Raw genomic sequence first — 20,632 nt, forward strand, 5'->3', positions numbered from 1 at the left:
TTTCTGTAAACTTCTGCTCGATCCTAGCCGAAGATCGAACGAAAGCCCACTATATAAATCTTATTGAATGAATCTAGATAAAGTAAAATCAACCTCATCCCTTTTAAGTGTCGATCGCCAGCGTTTACGTCAAATTTTATTAGAATTGCTCGTCAAATATGCCTATACTGAAGGTGATTTCGTTCTCTCTTCAGGAGTGCGGAGTTCTTATTATATTAATGGCAAACAGGTCACTCTCAGAGCTGAAGGAGCCTTAGTTATCGGTCGTCTTTTGTTGCCTCTCTTACCGGCAGATACAGCCGCAGTTGCCGGCTTGACTTTGGGAGCCGATCCAATTGTCACTGCAGTCAGCCTAGTTTCGGCGATCGAAAATCGTCCCCTTCCTGCTTTAATCGTTCGCAAACAAGCTAAAGGGCATGGAACCCAAGCCTATATTGAAGGCTGTCAACTGCCCGAAGGAGCGAAAGTAGTCGTTCTTGAAGATGTAGTCACTACGGGAGGCTCTGCTCTTACTGCTGTAGAAAGGTTGCAGGCGGCTGGTTATCGAGTAGAACGAATTATCGCTCTAGTCGATCGCGAGCAGGGAGGAAAAGAATTGTATAAATCTAAAGAAATTGCTTTTCAGGCTATTTTTTCAATCTCAGAAATACAACAATACTCTACTTAAAATTACTTTACTTTTTGTGATGTTTTATACCAAAATTATTAGTTAAGCTGGAAATGCAATAGTAATAGATTATTTTTTTGAATTTATGAATTCTATATCTTCTAGTCCTTCGAAACAAATTAATTGGCAAGCAATCGTAATGTTTGCCTTAGGTTTCTGGCTCAGTGCGAGTTTAGTTTTTGATTGTTTAATTATCCCTGGATTACTATCGACAGGTATGATGAATGAATCTGGTTTTGCTGGTGCTAGCTATATAATTTTTGGTTCGTTCAATCATATCGAATTACTCTGCGCTGCAATAGTTTTGGCTGGATGTTTGGTATTTCGCTATGGCGATCGCTCGATAGTTCACATTCCCAACAGAGGTATTTTTCTAGCGGTTACTTTATTCATCATTGCTTTAGTTTACACTTACAATCTCACTCCTCACATCAGCGCGATGGGATTATCTTTGAATCAATTTGAAACTGCTCGAGCCGCTTCTAGTTCTATGGCTTCGATGCACGTAACTTATTGGATTTTAGAGGTAGTCAAACTGGTTTGTGGTGCTACTTTATTACGTAGTTTTTATCGTAACTCTTGCAGTCTGCGTTAGTAGATAGTGGTAAAAATAAATAATTGTTTGTTTTGGGGCGTGGGATTTACCGTGCCCCTATTTTGCGTGCGATTTTTCTCTGACAGATGTACCAAAAATAAACCGTAAGATTAATCAAACCAATCAATTTAGTACCATCTTCTAACATAGCCCGAACACCCCGACCACCAAGAGGAACGAGATCGCTCGCACTAGAAAACCCAAACAGCAAACAGGCAATTAATAAGGGAACGTAAGGAGTTTTTTTAATCGTATGGCGAAATACACTAGCAGTAATAATCAGGATCGAGCCATAAATGGAATAAACCGCAATCTCAACTATCAGATAAGCATTAAAAAAAGCGCAGAGTATCAAAGTTAGACGGAAACGATCGTCAAAATAGAACAAAGCCATTAACAAAGCACTAAAAGATAGAAATAGTTTAAACCTGTAATCCGAACGGGGCAATAAAGCAATAGTAAAGCTACAAATGGCAATCGCCATACACCACATAATTTCTGAAATACTAGTTAACCACCCTAAATAAAAAATACCAATATTAAAAGGATCGCTAAATAAGTTTTCGACACCCTGTCCTTTACTGCGAACTTTGGCATAGATGCTGAGAAGCCCCAAAAAGACAATCGTGAAAAAATTCAACCGAATTAATAGGGGAATGCGAGCAAAATCCTGACGGCTTTTACGAAACCAGGAGACAACAATAGGAAAGTGGGTGAATATGTGGTGATTCATCGAGCGTTTTTAAGCTCGATCCTAATATTTCAACTAGATAAATGACAACTTAAATTAAAGTCCAAAGTCACAGGATATTATAAACTTAATTTTTCCCCGATGTCGATCGCCAAATAAATTCCTATGAACCTCAAACGCTTTGTCTCTCTGGTCATCAGCGTCGCTATTTTACTAATCATTTACTCGCAAATAGATTTTGCCAACTTGCTAAAAGTTTTTCAAAATTGCGATCGCCTGTGGCTGACGATCGGTTTGGCGATGGTAATACCCATAACCCTATTTACCTCCTGGCGACTACAACAGTTGATGCCTAAAGGTACGAGTTTGGAGTTCGTCGAAGCCAACCGTTTGATTCTCGGTGCGAGCGTTCTCAACGCGGTTTTGCCTTCTAAAATAGGAGATATTGCCAAAGCCTATTTTATGTGCGATCGCCACAATCTAAGTGCGACATTGGCTTTAGCTATTTCTATCTTCGAAAAAGCTTGCGATCTACTCTCTTTATTGTTCTGGTGCGTCTTTGGTTTACTTCTCTATCCCAATAAGGATAGTTTGTTTGGGGCGATGACTTTGGTGGTAGGAACTGGACTAATTTTGGGCTTACTATTATTGGGTTCGCTAAAGTTTGCCAACCTATTTTTCAATCTCTTTACCACGAGAACTCCCAAATCTATCGGTCAAAAGTTAGAGCAAATGCAGGCTTCTTGGCAACAGATGCACGATTATTTTTGGAGCGATAAAAGACAGTTATCGATCGTTACCCTAACCTCTATTTTCATTTGGTTTTTACATCTACTGCAAATTTGGCTATTTATCATCGCTCTCAAAGCTCAGACACCGTTTATTGTAAGTCTGGCTCTTTCACCTCTATCAATTTTAGCGGGGTTACTACCTTTAACCTTTGCGGGGATAGGTACTCGCGATGCGGCTCTAATTTATTTTTATCGAGATTACTTTAGTGAAGCGACAGGAGCAGCATTGGGTTTGTTGTGTACTTCCCGTTATTTTATCCCCGCCTTAATTGGTTTGCCTTTTTTGGGACAAATGTTGGCAGCACTGAAAAAAGCTAAGAAGTTAAAGGTCGAAAGTTAAGGGAAAGTGGTGTAGGCAGTTTCTAAAATAATTTTGCTATAGAGATTTTTGGATTAAAAAAAATAGCTGCTTCAACCAGAAGCAGCTACCGAAAAGCGAATTAACGATTAATTAGTAATCGAAGTCACCACCAGCAGGAACGGCAGGCTTATCTTTTTCTGGTTTGTCTACAACGATACATTCTGTAGTTAGAACCATTCCGGCGATCGAAGCTGCGTTTTGTAAAGCAGAGCGAGTTACTTTAGCAGGATCGACAATACCAGCATCGAACATATTGACGTACTCGTTAGTAGCAGCATTAAAACCGATGTTGATGTCTTTTTCCTTAACTCGTTCGGCTACTACCGCACCATTTAAACCGGCGTTTTCAGCAATTCTTTTTAGAGGTGCCGTTAGAGCGCGAGCGACGATAGTTGCACCAGTTAGGGCTTCGTCTTTGAGGTTGGCATTTGCCCACTCTTCTAAGCCATTAGTCAGATGAGCCAAAGTAGTACCGCCACCGGGAACGATGCCTTCTTCAACCGCAGCTTTGGTAGCGTTGATCGCGTCTTCTAGGCGAAGTTTGCGGTCTTTCATTTCAGTTTCGGTAGCCGCACCGACTTTAATTACTGCTACGCCACCACTCAGTTTAGCCAAACGCTCTTGCAGTTTTTCTTGGTCATAAGAAGATTCGGTTTCTTCAATTTGACGGCGAATTTGATGACAGCGAGTTTTAACTGCTTGTTCATTACCTTCGGCGACGATAGTGGTGTTGTCTTTGGTCATGGTAATGCGACGAGCTTTACCAAGCATCTCGACTTTGGTGCTTTCTAGCTTTAATCCCGCATCTTCGGAGATAACCTGACCGCCAGTTAATACGGCAATGTCTTCTAGCATTTGTTTGCGGCGATCGCCAAAACCGGGAGCTTTAACTGCAGTAACATTGAGTACCCCCCGTAGACGGTTGACGACGAGAGTTGCTAGAGCTTCTTTTTCGATGTCTTCGGCAATAATTACCAAGGGTTTGCCCTGACGCGCTACCTGTTCGAGGATGGGAACGAGGTCTTGAACCAGGGTGATTTTCTTATCGGTAATTAAGATAAAGGGCTCGTCAAAAATTGCTTCCATGCGTTCGCTATCGGTAACGAAATAGGGAGAAATATAGCCCTTGTCGAAACGCATCCCTTCGGTGATTTCTAATTCGGTAAACATGGATTTTCCTTCTTCTAAGGAAATAACTCCTTCCTTACCGACTTTATCCATTGCTTCAGCGATCATTTGTCCGACTTCTTCGTCGTTACCTGATGAAATCGAACCAACTTGAGCGACTGCCTTGGAATCTTCAACCGGTTTTGCTTGCTCTTTGATTTTGCCGACCAAAAACTCCACTGCTTTGTCGATACCACGCTTAATGGCAATGGGGTTAGCACCTGCAGCAACGTTACGCAAACCTTCTTTAACGATCGCGTGAGCCAATACTGTTGCCGTAGTGGTTCCGTCTCCAGCCACGTCGTTAGTTTTAGAAGCGGCTTGACGGATTAAGGATACACCAGTATTCTCGATATGATCTTCTAATTCAATTTCTTTGGCGATCGTTACCCCATCATTGACAATTTGGGGCGCGCCAAATTTTTTTTCGAGAACTACATTGCGTCCTTTAGGTCCGAGGGTGACTGCAACTGCCTCTGCTAGTAGGTCGATGCCCTTTTCTAAAGCGCGACGAGCTTCAGCATCGTAAATAATAGATTTAGCCATAGGATCTACTTATGCCTCAAAACTACAGAAAAAATTGGTTGAGTTAATGTTGTTAAAAAAAATCGTGCCGCGATTGCCTATAACTTCAGCAGCGACTGAATTACTGCTGAGGTGCATGGCAATTTAAGCAACTGCAGCGAGAATATCTTTTTCTGATAAGAGTACGTAATCTTCGCCGCCGAGCTTGATGTCAGTACCTGCGTACTTAGAGTAGAGTACTTTATCGCCTACTTTGACTTCTAAAGCGGCATAGCTGCCGTCATCGTTGCGTCTGCCAGGACCTACACCGACTACTTCTCCCACTTGAGGTTTTTCTTTAGCCGCATCGGGTAGATATAGTCCGCCAGCGGTTTTTTCTTCGGAAGCACTGACTTTAATAAATACGCGATCGCCTAAAGGCTTGACTGTGGAAACGTTAATCGTAATAGCTGCCATACAAAATCCTCCAAATGATTGGTTAGACCTCTATGTCTGATAAAAAAATTGTTTTGCGAAGATGTCGATTTTTAACTTAGCACTCTCACCTTCCGAGTGCTAATTTAGCTAAGAAACGACTGAGATTGCAACTAGTTTCGTAGTGTGGTTTACCGTACATTGAGGAAAAGAGTTTGATATCAATATCTAGTAACGATTGTTACTTTTTGTAAGTAATTGGTTGCACTAAGAAGCGATCGCCACAATCAAGTTTCAACTCGCTTGCAGCGATCGCTACTCTGACATTTTATTTGCTTTTAACGAGAAGAAAAAACCAGCCATGTTGCCTCTTCCTTCTCCTCAAAGCCTAGTACCTAGTGCCTAAAGCCTTCTTTAAACCGAAACTTCACCGAGTTCGCGAGTCATATAGTCAAAAGGTTCATCTAAGAAAGAGGTATCTTCAATTCCTTCTGCCGCTGCCATTTCTTTAATGGTTTCTTTCATGATTTGGATGCCTAAAACGGTAGGTCCGATGGGAACACCCAACGAATTGTAGGTTTCACGTAAACCCTGTAACACCCTTTCGTCTAAAACATCCATATTGCCTGCAACTAGAGCATAACTTGCATAGCGCAGATAATAGTCCATATCCCGCAGACAAGCAGAATAGCGGCGAGTAGTGTAAGCGTTACCACCAGGGCGTAGTAATTCGGGGACTTCTTCAAACAGCTTAGTCCCAGAATTTTTAACGATTTCGGCGGCATTGCCACTAATCATGGTAGCCACGGTTACTCTGGCTTTACCCGATTCAAAATAGTTTTTTAAACTATCGAGTGCGTTGCGATCGAGGTAACGACCGGCAACATCATAGTTTTTAATTAAGTTGGTAACTGCATCGCGCATCTGATTTGATTTCTCCCAACAGCAATATTTTTATAAAGTCGGCTGATAAACAATAATTAAATCTTAGCCAATCATAAGTTCGTATTTATCATATAATCCCATAACTCGTTACCCAGACTCCAAATTCAATTACAAATGTTAAGAGTGCGATCGCCGTACCGATAACAGATGCCAACCAAGCCAGCCAGGGAATTTTGAAGTTTTTGTTAATTTGGCTACATTTTTTTAAAATCTACGGATTTACAGTCTTGTAGAACCTGGTAATTCTGTTACAGACTTAACAAAACTTTGATGCTACTGTTTCTTAGCATAGTTCGAAGTTACAAAAATTAATTAGTAAGGAGCTATTTATATGGCTAAGACCGCACAAGAAATCTTAAAAATGATTGAAGATAATAATATCGAACTAATCGATTTGAAATTTGTCGATTTATTTGGTATCTGGCAACACTGTACTTTTCATCGCAGCCTCATTGATGAAGATACTTTTACTGAGGGAGTTGCCTTTGATGGCTCTAGTATTCGCGGTTGGAAAGCAATTAACGCTTCAGACATGGCAATGGTTCCCGAACCATCTACCGCTTGGATCGATCCCTTTATGGAAATACCGACTCTCAGTATGATTTGTTCGATTAAAGAACCCCGTACGGGAGAATGGTACGATCGCGACCCCCGTTCGGTCGCTCAAAAAGCGGTAGAATACCTTCGAGGTACCGGTATTGGCGATACGGTATTTTGCGGACCAGAACCAGAATTTTTTGTCTTTGATGACGTTCGCTTCGACCAAGCCGAACATGAAGGCTACTATCATATAGATTCTGTTGAAGGAATTTGGAATTCTGGCAGCAAAGAAGAAAAGGGCAACTTGAGTTACAAACTCGGTCACAAACGGGGTTATTTTCCCGTTTCTCCTTCCGACACCCTCCAAGATATTCGGAGTGAAATGTTGCTGACTATGGGTAAATGCGGCGTACCGATTGAAAAACACCACCATGAAGTGGCTTCTGGGGGACAGTGCGAACTGGGAATTAAATTTGCCGACTTGGTTCACTCAGCAGATTACGTTTTAACCTACAAGTACGTGGTCAAAAACGTTGCTAAAAAATATGGTAAAACCGCTACGTTCATGCCCAAACCGATGTTTAATGACAACGGTACCGGGATGCACACTCACATGTCGGTCTGGAAAAATGGAGAACCATTGTTTTATGGTGATGGCTATGCCGATTTAAGTCAGACGGCACTGTACTTTATTGGTGGAGTTCTCAAACACGCACCGGCAATTTTGGCATTTACAAATCCTTCAATTAATTCCTACAAGCGTTTGGTTCCTGGTTTTGAAGCACCAGTTAACCTCGCCTTTTCTCAAGGAAACCGTTCGGCTTCGGTACGTATTCCTCTTACTGGTGGCAATCCCAAAGCTAAGCGTTTTGAATTCCGTTGTCCCGATGCTTCTTCCAATCCTTACTTGGGCTTCTCGGCAATGTTGCTAGCGGGAATCGACGGGGTTAAAAACCAAATCGATCCGGGGGATCCTCTAGATGTGGATATCTACGAACTTTCTCCAGAAGAATTGAGTAAGATTCCTTCTACTCCTGGTTCTCTAGAAGGTGCTTTAGAAGCTTTAGAAAAAGACCACGCTTTCTTAACCGACACGGGAGTATTTACCGAAGACTTCGTACAAAACTGGATTCAGTATAAGTTAGATGCAGAAGTCAATCCTCTGCGCCTGCGTCCTCATCCTTACGAATTCGAGCTTTACTACGATTGTTAGTAATAAAGCCGCGTAGCGAAGCTTCTCGCTCTAGAGATTGACCGTAAGAGGTTGTCTGAAAAGTCTAATTTATTACACTAATGCCCCCTAAATCCCCCGCCCTTCCTACCCCTCCCCAATTCTGGGGAGGGAACGATTGGTCTCCCCCAAAGTTGGGGGAGATTAGAGGGGGCGGGGACTTTCGGTTGTTCTCCCCCAGATTTGACGAGCGACCCAGGCGGTTGCGAGCAAGTCGAAGACTCGGTTTCCTCGCCCAAGGAACGCGCGAGTTAGGGGGCTGGGGGGCAAAACCGAGAACTCGAACGTTAAACAAATAACTTTTCAGATGTCCTCTAATTAAAAATTGAAGCTTAAATATCGGGATGTTGAGTTAGATCGACATCCTTTTTTGATTGGTTGATTATTTATTTTTTGCGTTGTTTGACTCGCTGTGCTCGAAGTAAGAAGGAAGAAGTAAAAACTCATTACTCATTACTTAAAACTTATTACTTCTTCCTTTTTTTCTCCCACACCTTTTTTCGTTTACCCCCTCAGCAGCTGTCTTTTTAACAACTTTAGCGATCCCCGAGAGTAAATCTTGCATGACGATTGGCTTGGTTAAGAAGTCGATAATGTGAGGATGGTCGGCTAGAGAATACTCAGAAGCCAGTCCACTGAGGGCGATGACTTTTACTTCGGGAGCGATATTTACGAGGTGGTCGATAGTAGTCGAACCATCCATATTGGGCATCATCATATCCATCAAGACTAGTTCTATTTCGCCGTGATGTTCTTCAAATAGGGCGATCGCTTGCTCGCCGCAGTTGGCACACATCGTTCGATAACCAGCCATGTCTAACATAATCTGAGCCATCTCCAGATTATCTTCTTCATCGTCCACCACTAAAATTAACTGACCATTACTACTCGGCAGAGATTTATCTTCGTCGGCGGAGTGTGATTTTGCTTCCTCCTCAGTTCCTGCCGTCTGGATTGCCTCGGAAAGAATTTGAGCTTCTGTAGCCGGCAGGAAAATTTCAAATTGAGTTCCTACACCGACTTCACTGATGACATTGATGAAACCACCGTGACTTTTAACAATTTCTATAGCGGTGAAAAGACCCAGACCGGTGCCTTTGCCGATATCTTTGGTAGTGAAAAATGGCTCGAAAATTCGCCTAATGGTATCTGGCTCAATGCCAATTCCAGTATCGGCAACGGTTAGGGTTAGGTAATTGCCCACGTCAGCATTTAGGTTTTGTCGAGCGTAGCTTTCGTCTACGAAGCGGTTTTCCGCCCTGACAGTGAGTGTACCGCCATCGGGCATGGCATCGCGGGCATTAATACACAGATTGAGCAATACCTGATGAATTTGGGTGGGATCTGCCTCGATCGCCCACAAATTTTCCGGGGACTCGATTTCGATCTCGATATCTTTAGAAAACAGTTCCCCAGTCATCTGTTCGATTTCTGCTAGGACTTGGCTGATATCTAGCGGTACTGGCTCTCTTTCCTTTGACCTGGTATAGGCTAAGATTTGTTTGACTATAGCGGCTCCTCTGAGGGCATTTTTTTCAATACTTTGGAGTAAGTTGAGATTCGATTGCTCTGAGTCTGCTAACGATGCCAGCAATAACTGAGTCGAGCCGAGAATGGGATTGAGAATATTGTTGAGGTCGTGAGCGATCCCTCCGGCGAGAGTACCGAGGCTTTCCAAGCGTTGTGCGTGGTGCGCCTGTAGCTCTAAGCGTTTTTTCTCGGTGATGTCCGTATCTACCATCATGATTTCTCGGGGTTCTCCGGTGCGATCGCCTACTATTGCCCAATGAGTTTCTATCAGTAGTTCTTCCCCAGTTTTAGTGAGTTTCCTCAACTCTCCTCGCCATTCTTCGCGTTCTAATAAATATTTTTTGGCTGCCTCTAGTTCTGGTACGATTTTTTCTCCCCAAAGTTCGTCTGCATTGCGCTCTAGAACTTCTGGTTTCGTCCAGCCATATAGTTTCTCGGCACTGCGATTCCAAAAAGTCACTCGGTTGTCTAAATTAACTACGACGATCGCATCGGTGGTCACATCTAAAAGTTCGGCTTGTTGGCGTATTTTTTGCTCCGCCGACAGGCGATCGCTGATATCGCGAATCGTCCATAACACTTTCTCTACTTTTCCCCGACTATCTCGCAATATCCCCAAGGAAACGTCTGCGTAGAATGGTTTGTCGTTACGGGGCTGTAATTTTAGTTGAAGTTTTTTTGTTGGTTCGCTTTTGGTTAGATTATCTAGTAGCCAAAAATAGTCTGGACGAGAAGATTCAGACAGGTAAAGAGTTAACGGTTTTTCGCTCAGGCGATCGCGCCATACTCCCAGTAGAATTTCTGCAGCTTGGTTGGCGTTTTGAATGATGCCCTTCACGTCGGTGGTAATATAGCCATCTGGAGCTAATTGGAACAAGTTGCGATATTGCTGGCGTTCTTTTTCTAGTACGTGGCGAGTTTCCAACAATTCTCTGTTTTTGACCATTAACTCTTCTGCCGTTACGTTTAACTCTTCCAAGGCAACGGCGTATTCAGAAATTAGCTTCGCTTTCTCTTCGCTAGAAAGTTCGGTTTGACTCTCGTATAATTTAACTAACCCCTCTTGAGCCGCTTCAATTTGTTTTTCAAAATTCAAAAAATAGCGATCGGAATGTTCCATATATACTTAGGAGATCGTAGTAGTATACTAGTACTGCATATTTGAATATTTATTTTATATTTGATACGTCTGATGTGAATTAACTTGATTTAGATTAAAAGGTTTGAAGCTCTAAGCCATAAGCTCTAAGCTTTTTTAGTTTAAACTCTTTATCTAAACAGAGAAAAAAGTGTTTCATAGCATTACGCATTCACCAACACCTATATTTTTAAGTCGATCTTGAGAGCTAAAAGCTAAAAGCTACGAACTAATAACTTTTCAACGAAGCTAATACAAATTAAGCGTATTTGATAACTTTTAGTAAATATCGATAAACAGATTAAATATATATTAAATATTGTACGAGTAAAGAGCGATAATCAGATTAACCCCAGACCAAAAGCGACATTGAGATACATTCAGATAATTATAAACTGTTCGGACTAAGTCATTTGTACGCTTTTTGGCTTAACTAAACACTACTGACTTACTGACTATCGAGTTTTTCCCGATTGTTGTCAATTACTTCTTGAAGATAGTCACTATATTCTTTAACCGCTTGGATATGTTCTCTGGTTGCTAGTCTCCGCTGCCGAGCCGCTGCTTCCTGAGACTGGTATGCTGCCGCTGGTTTTTCTTCTGGAGATTGTCGGTCTTGTTGGGATTCTTGTTGAGTAAATTGGCTAATTTTTTCTCCATGTTCGATCAGGGATTTGCCCACTTCTGCCCCTGCGTTTCCGTGCTCTTGCAGAGAATTGCCCAATTTAATCAGTTCCTCACCACATTGGGTAGCAATCTCTACATGCTGCCTGGTGATTGCTGCTTGCTGCTCGGTGTAATTATCCTCGTTTTTTGATGGCTTGTCTGCAGGCATAACGATTTACCTTTCGTTTGGCGATTTGGTTAATAGTTATTTTCTACAGATTATCTAATTTCAGCTTCAACTACTTCCATCGTTAGAATGACTCCCACACACTCTTGTCGAAATCCTATTAGAGGGTTAAAGGTGATGCGACAGGTAATTTGTTGACCCCGTCGATTGATCGCTTGCAGGGTTAATTCTTCGCTGGCTCGGTTTCGATTCAGACAATTGCGGATTGGATCTCGCAGTTGTGCTACCGGCAAACCAATATCGAGACTAAAAAAAGATTTATTCGTAACCTCATCGGCTCGCAAACCCCAGAGATTTTCTGCTTCGTCGTTCCAACTGAGAATATTAAATTCTTTGTCGAGCACCACCACTCCAGCCTGCATACTTGCCAAAATGGAGGCTAAAAAAGCATTAGTCTGATTGAGTTCTAGAGTCCGCTGCCGTAACTCGTCATTAATGGTCTGCAATTCTTCGTTAGTCGATTGGAGTTCCTCGTTCATCGTTTCTAATTCTTCGTTAGTCGATTGGAGTTCCTCATTGGTAGTTTCTAATTCTTCGTTAGTTGACTGGAGTTCCTCGTTAGTAGTTTCTAGTTCCTCATTGCTAGATTGCAGTTCCTCGTTTGCCGTTTCTAGTTCTTGAGCGATCTGACTTCGTTCTTGCTGAAGTTCTTGATAGTGAGTCTTGTCAATAAAAGTGACACTCGTACCTAAAATTTCCCCGTTTTCATTTTGCAGTAGTCTAAATTGGATATTTAGATATTGTTGGCGATCGCTGGGAAGATGGCGTACTACATCATCGATTTCGATTGGTTGAAGTTTTTGATAAATTTGCTCTAAATGAGAGCGTAACTCCAGTGGACGATAGGAAATTTCCAAGTCTTGGAGGGGACGACCGAGATCGAGGACATTGAGTCCGAACATAGTTCGAGCTGCAGTATTTGCCAAGATCAGATTGCCGTTGAGATCGATGACAATTTGAGCTTCAGAAACATTGTTATAAGCTAGTTCGAGCAACTGGAAGTAAGCAGAATCGTTATTGGCAGAGAAAATTCTGTTAGCATTCAAAACAGATCGACTGCGGCGTTTGCCTGTAGCTACACGGCGAAAGATCCGATATTGCAAATTAATCGGACTGAAAAGATCGGTATGGGTCAGCAACATCTCAGCTTTGCCTAAAAATAGCACTCCCAGGTCATTGAGGGCGAAGTGAAAGCGATGCAAGATTTTAGCTTGAGTTTCGGCATTAAAATACATCAGGGTATTGCGGCACACTAACAAGTCGAGGCGGGAAATGGGCGCGTCCTGAACCAAATCGTGACGACCAAAAATTACGGCACGGCGCAATTCAGTACTAAAAATATAATCATTTCCCGTCGATTCGAAAAATTGTCCCCTTAACTGGGGACTGAGGGATTCTAGTTCTCTAGCGCCGTATCTTGCCAAACGTGCTTTAGCTAGTGCTTCTTCGTCTACGTCAGTGGCATAAATTTTAACTCGCTGACGAAACTGTTCTACTCCCAAAAACTCTGCCAAAATTATCGCTAAAGTGTAAGCTTCCTCGCCAGAGGAACAACCGGCAGACCAAATGCGCAGTGGCGATCGCTCTGGTTTCTGGTCGATTATTTGGGGTAGGGTTTGTTGGCGCAAAAATGCCCAAGCATCGCGATCGCGAAAAAAAGAAGTAACGTTGATTAAAATCGTGTTAAACAGGGGTACAAACTCTTCTTGATGAATTTGGAGATAGTCGAGATAAGTTTCATATGTCTCGATATTGAGAGTTTGCATGCGTCTGAGTACTCGACGTTTGAGGCTAGAGCGTTTGTAACCGGTGAAATCAAAGCCCCGCGCTCGCCTTAAATACTGTAAAATTTCTTCAAAAATACGATCCGATTCTTGCTCGTTCATTGATTTAGATTAATTTGGCTGGGGTACCCGCAAGTTTGGAGAGAACATAATAAACTTTCGCTACCGCTGCCTTCTGCTTGTCACCTATTGCCAATTAATTCAGTTTAACGTCCCGCATAGCGCTCTTCCGCCCAGGGTTCGCCGCGATGATGATAATCGTTACGTTCCCAAAATCCCAGGCGATCGCCGCTCATAAATTCAATCCCGTTAATCCACTTGGCACTTTTCCAAGCGTAAAGATGGGGCACCACCAAACGCATCGGACCGCCATGTTCGGCGGGTAAAGGTTCGCCATCTAGAGTATGAGCGAAAAAGTTTTCTTCTCGGATAAAATCTTCTATGGGTAAATTGGTGGTGTAGTCGCCATAGCAAGTTTGCAGGATATGAGTTGCCCGTTCGTCGATGGCAAGTTCCTTGACAAAATCGGTAACTTTGATTCCCCTCCACTTGACATCTAGTTTTGACCAGCGAGTTACGCAGTGAAAATCGGCGGTAAACTCATGTTGGGGCAAGTTCATAAAGTCCGACCAGGTAAAAGTTTTGGCTTCAACTAAGCCCCAGACGCGAAATTGCCACTCGTCGGTGCTAATTTGAGGCGTTTCTCCGTAGGTGAGAACGGGAAAACCTTTGGCTAAATACTGTCCTGGGGGAACGCGATCGTTCTGAGCGGGTTCTGGTTTTTGAAAAAATTTTCCTGGCATAGTTTTCTATTGTTAATTGAATTTTGATAATTATTTATTCACTGCTGGTTTATTGGTAACCGTGGGTTTGCCGTTCAGACTCTGAAAATAAGCCGTACCCATAATGGCTAGAAATGAAACATAGGCGATAACCTGTCCTAAATACAGGGTTTGTCGATAACCAAATAAACTCTTGAGCAGAATACCTGGAAATTTTTTATCTGGTAGTATTTGAGCGCCGTCCCAAACTCGAGCGCCTAAAATACAGGATGTACTGTTAGGAAGACAAAGATCGATCGTCGATAGCTGAGATAACATCGCTAAGGCGGAATCAAAATGTTTTAAGGCACCTACAACTAAACCGCCGACGATTAATAGTAAGAAAACTCCCATCACTTGGAAAAACAGACGCAGATCGATTTTTACTCCCAGAGCAAATAAAGCTATTCCCATCGCCGCAGCCAAACTCAAACCAGCGATCGCTCCTAAAGCCGGCATCGTCCATTGTTGTTGAAATTTCGCCAGAATAAACAAGACAGTTTCAAAGCCTTCTCGCAATACGGCGATAAAAATTAAGATAAACACCCCACGTCCGGCATTATCGGCTGTTAAAGCCCGTGCGATCGCGCCTTCTACTTCGCCTTTGACCGATTTTGCCTGTTGCGTCATCCACAATAGCATCCAACTCAGCATAGCGATCGCAACCAAGCCAAAAATTCCCTCTAAGAACTGCTTGACAATAGGTGCATAAACTCCCCCTGCCGCTTCTGCTCCAGTTAAGGTACCAGCTAAAATAAATCCTACACCGATGCTGGCAATAATCCCGCCGATGATGCCCAAATAAACCCAACGATAGAGTTGAGTTTGTGAGGCTTTTTGCAAACAAGCCATGACGATACCGACGACTAAAGCCGCTTCAAATCCTTCTCTGAGAGTAACGATAAACGTCGGTAATGCAGCAGTTAAGTCCATAGATGATAGATTTGAGAAATTGTAAGAGATAATCTAAATAAGTATTTACGTTCATCTTAGAACTTAAAGCCAACCGATCCCAATACTGATGCGATTTACTTGGAAATTAGCGATCGCTATAAAACCAAAAATCATACCTCATTAGAACTTACTCACTTGCCCCCTATCTCCCCCAAACCTGGGGGACTTTTAAATATATGCTCTTCATCTTTTTGAAGAGTTAGGGAGGCTAAATCAATTAAAATGCGTAAGTCCTGTCGATAATTTACTCAGAAATTTATTGACATATTTGCCGTTCTTGCTGGCTGAGATTGGGATTGTTTTGCAAATAGTCTGACAGGCGATCGCATCCTCGTTCTAATAAATTATTTAGCTCTAAGTTCCACCAGAATAAACCTTGTTGTTCTTCGGCACTGATAATAGTTTTATCGTCATTACTAAAGGCAAGACTGTTAATTTGACTCGAATGTCCTGCTAAGTTTTTAATTAACTCACCGTTATTTAAATCCCAAAGTTTTATAGTGCGATCGCCACTACCGGAAGCTAAGATCGTTCCTGCCGAATTAAAGCTAAGAGTGGTAACGCCGTCTTGATGTTCGCTTAAAGTTCGGATCGGTTCTACTTGTTTACCACCGCGATCTATTTGCCACAATTTGATGGTATTGTCCCAACTGCTAGAAGCTAAAGTTCGATTATCGGGCGTAAACTGTAGCGAAGTTATGACTAAATCGTGTCCCGATAGAGTGTTAATTAATTCTCCCTCTAAATTCCAAAGTTTAATCGTGTTATCGTAACTTCCCGAAGCGATTAGTTTGCTGTCGGGACTAAAGACAACGCTTTTAATACTGTCTTGATGTCCTTCGAGAGTATTAATTAGTTCGCCACTGCGATCGTTTATATTCCACAGTTTGAGAGTTTTGTCTTCGCTTCCAGATACTAAAACATAACTCGTTACTTCTGCCTGTTTTTTACTTTCGCGAGCTATGGCAATGCTATTAATTCCCTGTTGATGTCCCGAGAGAACCTCAATTAAATCGCCAGTTTGAGCATTCCAAAGTTTAATCGTTTTATCCTGACTTCCCGAAGCAAGTAGTTTACCGTCGGGACTATATTGCAGTTGGGTAATTGGTAACTCGTGACCTGGTAAAGTGCGAACTAGCTGATGACTACCGTGAGGATTTTCGCGCCAAATTCTGATTTTGCCATCCCAGCCAGCAGTAGCAAAAAGATCTGGAGAAGTGGGAGAAGTAGCAATAGTATAAACTCCACCGCGATCGCTGGCATAATTATCGCTGACTTGCCAAATTCTAACGGTTTTATCTACTCCAGTGGAAACCAGTTCCAAACGATTCTCAGACAAAGTCGGGGGTTTAAAATTGACATCCAATACTTCTCCCGTATGTCCGTTATAGGTCTGCAATAAAATACCATCACGACTCCACAGATTGAGTTTACCGTCTGTGGTTGCGGTTGCCAGTAAATTTCCCTTGGGACTGAAGCTCAAGCTATTTACTTGGGCGTTATGAAGGTAAGAATTAATTAGATTGCCATTACTTACCTGCCATAAGTTAACGACTCCATCGCCGCCAGCGCTAGCAAAATATTTATTGTCGATAAAACTAACCTCGGTAACGCGATCTTGGTGTGCGCGAATCGTTCTAAGTTCCCTTGCTCCATTGCCGCTGCGCCGCCATAATTTAACGTTGCCTGCTTCGTCCCCAGAAACCAGTAGCTGACTATCGGGACTAAAGCTCAGTGAATTTACCCAACCCTGATGACCGACGAGAGTAGCGATCGCCATACCGGCTTCATTCCACAATTTTATCGTGCCATCACGACTGGCAGAAGCCAAGATCTTGCCATCGGGACTAAAAGCCAGCTTGACAATTCGGTCTTGATGTCCGACGAATTTGGGTATTTGAGTGATGCGATCGCCTTCGATTGCCCAGAGAACGATGGAGTTGTCTGCACTAGCAGAAGCAAGTAAGTAGGGACGCTCGCGCTGGGGATTAAATACGAGATCGGTTACGGAGTCTTGATGACCTTCGAGAGTGCTAATTAACTCACCGCTTTTAGTCCACAGTTTAATCGTCTTATCGTCACTGGCAGTAGCGATTAGTTGGGCATCGGGACTATATGCCACGGCGTTAACTTGTTGAGCGTGACCTGCCAAACGATTTAGTTCTTGAGTGCCGTAGATTGCCTGTTGTAAAGTTGCGGCAGTTTTGACTTGAGTTTCTTGCCAGCGGTTTTTACCGATTAACTGCCGTCCCCAGCTACTAGTTTGCTGTAGTTGTTTTCCTGCCTTGACGCTAGTAACTAAAGCTTCCAATTGTCGATCCGATAAGAGTAGCGCTTCCGAAGAAGTGTTCGCCGTAGCGATGTTTTCCATTTGAGCCAGTAATTTTTGTCTATAGGCGCTCATACCCAAGGCAGTGGCGGTTATTCCCAACACTCCCAAAGCTGCGGCAGTTATTTGTGTCTTTCTCAACCGTCTTTTAGCTGCTTTTTGTGCTGCCATTCTGGCATCGATGCAGGCGGCGACGAATTCTTGGGCGACGGGGCTGAGTTCGTCGGTATATTTAATATAAATTTCTTCGGCTTCTGCCAAACGCACTCCCTGAAGTAAGTAGTCTGGCTGTTTGCCTTGCTGTTGCCAAAGAGTAGCGGCTCGTTCGATTTGCCGTTGCGATCGCAGTCTGGTGCGATTTTCTTCGAGCCACCAGCGCAGGGTAGACCAATGATGGATTAAAATTTCGTGAACTACTTCTATGGTGGCTTGTTGCTGCATTGCTTCGAGGAATAATTCGTCATCAGCCGGAGGGGTAGCGGCACTCCTACCTTGTCCTGAGATGCTGCGATCTAGATCGATCACTAGCAGCTTAGCCGCAGTCAAAATTTGCAGAGTTCGTTCTACTAGAGGAGCAGGATATTTGGCAACGATTAAATCCGATTTAGTAATGCGGCGGCGCGTATCTTCCGTACCATCTCCCAACTTAGTCAGGCTGAGAAAAATCCAGCGAGCGCATTCTCGTGCTTCGGGGTCTAGACTTTCATAAACCGCTTGTGCCTGTCGTTCTAATGCTCCTTTGATTCCTCCCAGTTGCCGATAGGCAGCAAGAGTTAACTTTCCTCCCTGACGGCGTTCCCATAATTTTTGGAGGACAAATTGTAACAGGGGTAAATCTCCTGCGGAACGGTCTAAGTCTTGCAATAGTAGTTCTACTAAGCCGGGTTCAACTTTCAAGCCTACCTGTTCGGCAGGTTTGACGATCGCGCTGCGATAGTTGGCTGCGCTGAGGTAGGGAGGAACTAAAATATTATTCTGCTGAACGATTTGAGCCAGTTCGGGGTTTTCTAAGCAGGAAGCGATAAAATCGGCTCTAATAGTGAAAACCAACTTAAAGCGATCGCCTGCATATTTAACCGCACCCAAAATTAATTCGAGAAACAGTTGTCTGTCGTTAGCATCGGCGAGAGTAAATAATTCTTCAAACTGATCGATCGCCAATAAAACTAATGGTTCTGGGCGGCTGCGCAACCAGCGCACCAATCCTTCTACACCCTGATAGAGTAAACCTTCAATTTGTAGTTGCTGCTGCGCCCTAAATTGCTTGTTCCCAAGATCGGTCAGTCTTTTAGCCAGCGCCTGGAGCGGTTTACTGCCAGGACGAAAACCACCCAACCACCAGCGATCGCTTTGGGGAATGTGCTTGCCCTGTTGCAGTTGTGCCATCAATCCTGCCTGCACTACCGAAGATTTACCGCTACCGGAGGCTCCGACTACAGCCAAGCATGAGTTGTGGTGAATTTGATTGAGCAATCTTTGAACCAGATCTTCTCTGCCGTAAAAATACTGAGCGTTGTCTAGATCGAAAGCTTTTAAGCCCATGTAGGGACAGAGATTGAGGTCGTAAATTCCTGAATCTTCATCCACCGCGCTTTTAGTGGGTAAAACTTCGATTACACCCCGAGTACCCGACAACCAAACTTGAGGAACGATTTTAGTCTCGGCTAAGGCAATTTGCAGTTGAGTAATCCAAGCCGCTACGGGAAAACCCGACTGAGTATCGGCGTTTTCTAAAGTAGTTAATAGTACCTGAGTAAATTTTTCTGATTCTGTTTCCGAAGCATTGGCAGCAATCAAACACTGTCCTCTTTCTGCCTCTAGTCGCAACTCTTCAAACCACTCGCCGGGGTCATTGTCTCCAGGACAGTCTAAAATGACTATTTGATGAACGGCGCGAGAATTTTTTAGTACCTGACGCAACCAGGAACGAGAGAGACTTACGCCATTTTTTAAAACTAAGCGAGCCTCTCCGGTTTCGCTAGTAGTAATTTTTCCCTTGAGATATAGTAAAGCCGTGGCAACTTGAGCGGAAGACTCATCGGCATTGAGTCCAACTGTGATCGCTTTGCGTACTGCCGACCATTTCCAATCAGCTTGAGGAAAGTAGTTGAGGGTAAAACCACCTTTGCCCTGCAGTAACTTACTTAAAGCCAGAGTAGTACGGTTGTCTTGACAACCATCGACGACCACAGCCTGACGGGGATTGATTTGTCGCTCTACAGGCGATCGCTTGCCTAAAACTACCTTGCCAAATCCTTCGACGATCCGTTTGGGTGTCTGTAGGGGAAATTCAGACTGGAGCTTGCTTTCACCCCTACTACTTTTTTGCTGATTGATCAGACGAATCTGCTGATTGGTTTTATCGATATAGCGTAGGGTGTGATGATAGACGTATTGGTACAAAGCATCGGCTTCGATAATTCCTTGAGAGTCGGCGGCTTCTCCTCGCAAACCGCGCATCAAGTAATAAGTAAATACACCATGTCCTAATTCGGGAAATTCCCAAGATTGTTGTGCTCGATCGCAAGAAAGCAAAGCATAGAAACCCTGGCTCTGAGAAGCTTGGCGCCGTAAGACTCTAACCAATTGTTTGCTGGGATCGTTCAAAGCTGTTGTGGCGGAACGTCGTAGGGTCATCCCTCCACTATGACAGGCATCTAACCAGACTAACTGTTGATTAGCGGCACAGTTTTCTAACTGCTGTAGGAGTTCGTTTAGGGGCAAACCCGTTGCTAAGAGTCGGTCTTTTTGCGTATCTGCCAAACACAGAATTACTTGCTGAGTGGTAGTTTCTAAAATTCCATGTCCCGAAAAATAAAATAAAATTGTATCTTCGGAGCGAGCAGAAGTGGTAATCTGCTTGAGACTATCTCTAACTGATGCCGTATCGGGAGGTTGGGTGGCAAAATCGTGATGGACGATAATTTCTTTTGCCGCCAAGCTAACTGTAGCTTCTTTTAAGGCTTCTCCCAATCCCTGACAGTCTAGAGCAGAATATTTGAGAGATGGTAAGTTGATTTCATCTTGATATCGATTTACTCCTACCAATAAAATCCACAGTTTGGCTGCTGTCGATTTGGGAATTACTCTGGGGGTACGAGTTTTAGCGCGAGGACACATCGATGTTGGTAAATCTCTATTTTAAAAGTCAGTATATCTGTTGTACGTTTGACTTTCTAGATTTATGCAACGATTTGAAATGCTGAGTCGATCGGTCGTGAGGGCGATCGCCAAAAATTTTTTTCATAGTTTATTGACATAATTTAGCATTTAATGCTTATAATAAAATTCAGGTT

At 43.2% G+C, this 20,632-nt stretch carries 14 protein-coding genes; 4 read left to right on the forward strand and 10 right to left on the reverse strand.

All coding sequences use genetic code 11. The features are described from left to right. The first annotated feature begins 67 nt into the window (after nt 1–67). Entirely contained in the window at nt 68–667 is a 600-nt protein-coding gene (pyrE, locus tag ACLFKQ_RS02635; RefSeq protein ID WP_448998350.1) for an orotate phosphoribosyltransferase, read from the forward strand. Nucleotides 668–752: 85 nt separating this feature from the next. Next, a complete protein-coding gene (locus tag ACLFKQ_RS02640) occupies nt 753–1,262 on the forward strand; it encodes a hypothetical protein (protein WP_448998351.1) in 510 nt (169 codons plus the stop codon). A 46-nt stretch (nt 1,263–1,308) separates the two neighbouring features. On the opposite strand, the gene ACLFKQ_RS02645 is transcribed toward ACLFKQ_RS02640, so the two are convergent. Then, nucleotides 1,309–1,995: a hypothetical protein gene (locus tag ACLFKQ_RS02645; RefSeq protein ID WP_448998352.1), complete on the reverse strand. Its 687-nt coding sequence runs from the start codon at nt 1,993–1,995 to the stop codon at nt 1,309–1,311. A gap of 123 nt (nt 1,996–2,118) precedes the next feature. Between ACLFKQ_RS02645 and ACLFKQ_RS02650 the strand changes: the two genes are divergently transcribed. Continuing rightward, the gene (locus tag ACLFKQ_RS02650) at nt 2,119–3,084 is read left to right on the forward strand and encodes a lysylphosphatidylglycerol synthase transmembrane domain-containing protein (protein WP_448998353.1); all 966 of its coding nucleotides are present in this window, start codon (nt 2,119–2,121) and stop codon (nt 3,082–3,084) included. A 111-nt stretch (nt 3,085–3,195) separates the two neighbouring features. Here ACLFKQ_RS02650 and groL read toward each other — a convergent pair whose 3' ends face one another. The 3 genes from groL to apcB form a co-directional block, all read right to left on the reverse strand. Continuing rightward, on the reverse strand, nt 3,196–4,818 hold the full coding sequence (gene groL / locus ACLFKQ_RS02655) for a chaperonin GroEL (protein ID WP_448998354.1): 1,623 nt from the start codon (nt 4,816–4,818) through the stop codon (nt 3,196–3,198). A gap of 123 nt (nt 4,819–4,941) precedes the next feature. Beyond that, nucleotides 4,942–5,253 (reverse strand): co-chaperone GroES, encoded by a 312-nt coding sequence (gene groES, locus ACLFKQ_RS02660; protein WP_448998355.1) that lies wholly within the window; start codon nt 5,251–5,253, stop codon nt 4,942–4,944. Between the two features lie 372 nt (nt 5,254–5,625). Next, the gene (apcB, locus tag ACLFKQ_RS02665; RefSeq protein ID WP_448998356.1) at nt 5,626–6,135 is read right to left on the reverse strand and encodes an allophycocyanin subunit beta; all 510 of its coding nucleotides are present in this window, start codon (nt 6,133–6,135) and stop codon (nt 5,626–5,628) included. A gap of 352 nt (nt 6,136–6,487) precedes the next feature. On the opposite strand from apcB, the gene glnA reads away from it, so the two are divergent. After that, nucleotides 6,488–7,909: a type I glutamate--ammonia ligase gene (gene glnA, locus ACLFKQ_RS02670; RefSeq protein WP_448998357.1), complete on the forward strand. Its 1,422-nt coding sequence runs from the start codon at nt 6,488–6,490 to the stop codon at nt 7,907–7,909. 475 nt (nt 7,910–8,384) lie between these two features. On the opposite strand, the gene ACLFKQ_RS02675 is transcribed toward glnA, so the two are convergent. The 6 genes from ACLFKQ_RS02675 to ACLFKQ_RS02700 form a co-directional block, all read right to left on the reverse strand. Beyond that, nucleotides 8,385–10,577 carry a PAS domain-containing hybrid sensor histidine kinase/response regulator gene (locus tag ACLFKQ_RS02675; protein WP_448998358.1) on the reverse strand — a complete coding sequence of 731 codons (2,193 nt, stop codon included), beginning with the start codon at nt 10,575–10,577 and terminating at the stop codon, nt 8,385–8,387. A 466-nt stretch (nt 10,578–11,043) separates the two neighbouring features. After that, nucleotides 11,044–11,430 (reverse strand): hypothetical protein, encoded by a 387-nt coding sequence (locus ACLFKQ_RS02680; protein ID WP_448998359.1) that lies wholly within the window; start codon nt 11,428–11,430, stop codon nt 11,044–11,046. A 50-nt stretch (nt 11,431–11,480) separates the two neighbouring features. After that, nucleotides 11,481–13,334: a CheR family methyltransferase gene (locus tag ACLFKQ_RS02685; protein WP_448998360.1), complete on the reverse strand. Its 1,854-nt coding sequence runs from the start codon at nt 13,332–13,334 to the stop codon at nt 11,481–11,483. A 104-nt stretch (nt 13,335–13,438) separates the two neighbouring features. Then, nucleotides 13,439–14,035, reverse strand: coding sequence for a sulfite oxidase-like oxidoreductase (locus ACLFKQ_RS02690; protein ID WP_448998361.1), 597 nt, complete (start codon nt 14,033–14,035; stop codon nt 13,439–13,441). Nucleotides 14,036–14,065: 30 nt separating this feature from the next. Further along, a complete protein-coding gene (locus ACLFKQ_RS02695; protein WP_448998362.1) occupies nt 14,066–14,986 on the reverse strand; it encodes an FTR1 family iron permease in 921 nt (306 codons plus the stop codon). A 277-nt stretch (nt 14,987–15,263) separates the two neighbouring features. Continuing rightward, nucleotides 15,264–20,456: an nSTAND1 domain-containing NTPase gene (locus ACLFKQ_RS02700; RefSeq protein ID WP_448998363.1), complete on the reverse strand. Its 5,193-nt coding sequence runs from the start codon at nt 20,454–20,456 to the stop codon at nt 15,264–15,266. Nucleotides 20,457–20,632 lie beyond the last annotated feature (176 nt).

This window comes from Myxosarcina sp. GI1(2024), assembly GCF_053543375.1.

Coding starts and splice junctions, on each gene's coding strand:
- ACLFKQ_RS02650 (WP_448998353.1), top strand. CDS start 2,119: ATGAACCTCAAACGCTTTGTCTCTCTGGTCATCAGCGTCGCTATTTTA.
- ACLFKQ_RS02695 (WP_448998362.1), bottom strand. CDS start 14,986: ATGGACTTAACTGCTGCATTACCGACGTTTATCGTTACTCTCAGAGAA.
- ACLFKQ_RS02675 (WP_448998358.1), bottom strand. CDS start 10,577: ATGGAACATTCCGATCGCTATTTTTTGAATTTTGAAAAACAAATTGAA.
- ACLFKQ_RS02700 (WP_448998363.1), bottom strand. CDS start 20,456: ATGTGTCCTCGCGCTAAAACTCGTACCCCCAGAGTAATTCCCAAATCG.
- ACLFKQ_RS02680 (WP_448998359.1), bottom strand. CDS start 11,430: ATGCCTGCAGACAAGCCATCAAAAAACGAGGATAATTACACCGAGCAG.
- ACLFKQ_RS02690 (WP_448998361.1), bottom strand. CDS start 14,035: ATGCCAGGAAAATTTTTTCAAAAACCAGAACCCGCTCAGAACGATCGC.
- apcB (WP_448998356.1), bottom strand. CDS start 6,135: ATGCGCGATGCAGTTACCAACTTAATTAAAAACTATGATGTTGCCGGT.
- groL (WP_448998354.1), bottom strand. CDS start 4,818: ATGGCTAAATCTATTATTTACGATGCTGAAGCTCGTCGCGCTTTAGAA.
- ACLFKQ_RS02685 (WP_448998360.1), bottom strand. CDS start 13,334: ATGAACGAGCAAGAATCGGATCGTATTTTTGAAGAAATTTTACAGTAT.
- groES (WP_448998355.1), bottom strand. CDS start 5,253: ATGGCAGCTATTACGATTAACGTTTCCACAGTCAAGCCTTTAGGCGAT.
- glnA (WP_448998357.1), top strand. CDS start 6,488: ATGGCTAAGACCGCACAAGAAATCTTAAAAATGATTGAAGATAATAAT.
- ACLFKQ_RS02645 (WP_448998352.1), bottom strand. CDS start 1,995: ATGAATCACCACATATTCACCCACTTTCCTATTGTTGTCTCCTGGTTT.
- ACLFKQ_RS02640 (WP_448998351.1), top strand. CDS start 753: ATGAATTCTATATCTTCTAGTCCTTCGAAACAAATTAATTGGCAAGCA.
- pyrE (WP_448998350.1), top strand. CDS start 68: ATGAATCTAGATAAAGTAAAATCAACCTCATCCCTTTTAAGTGTCGAT.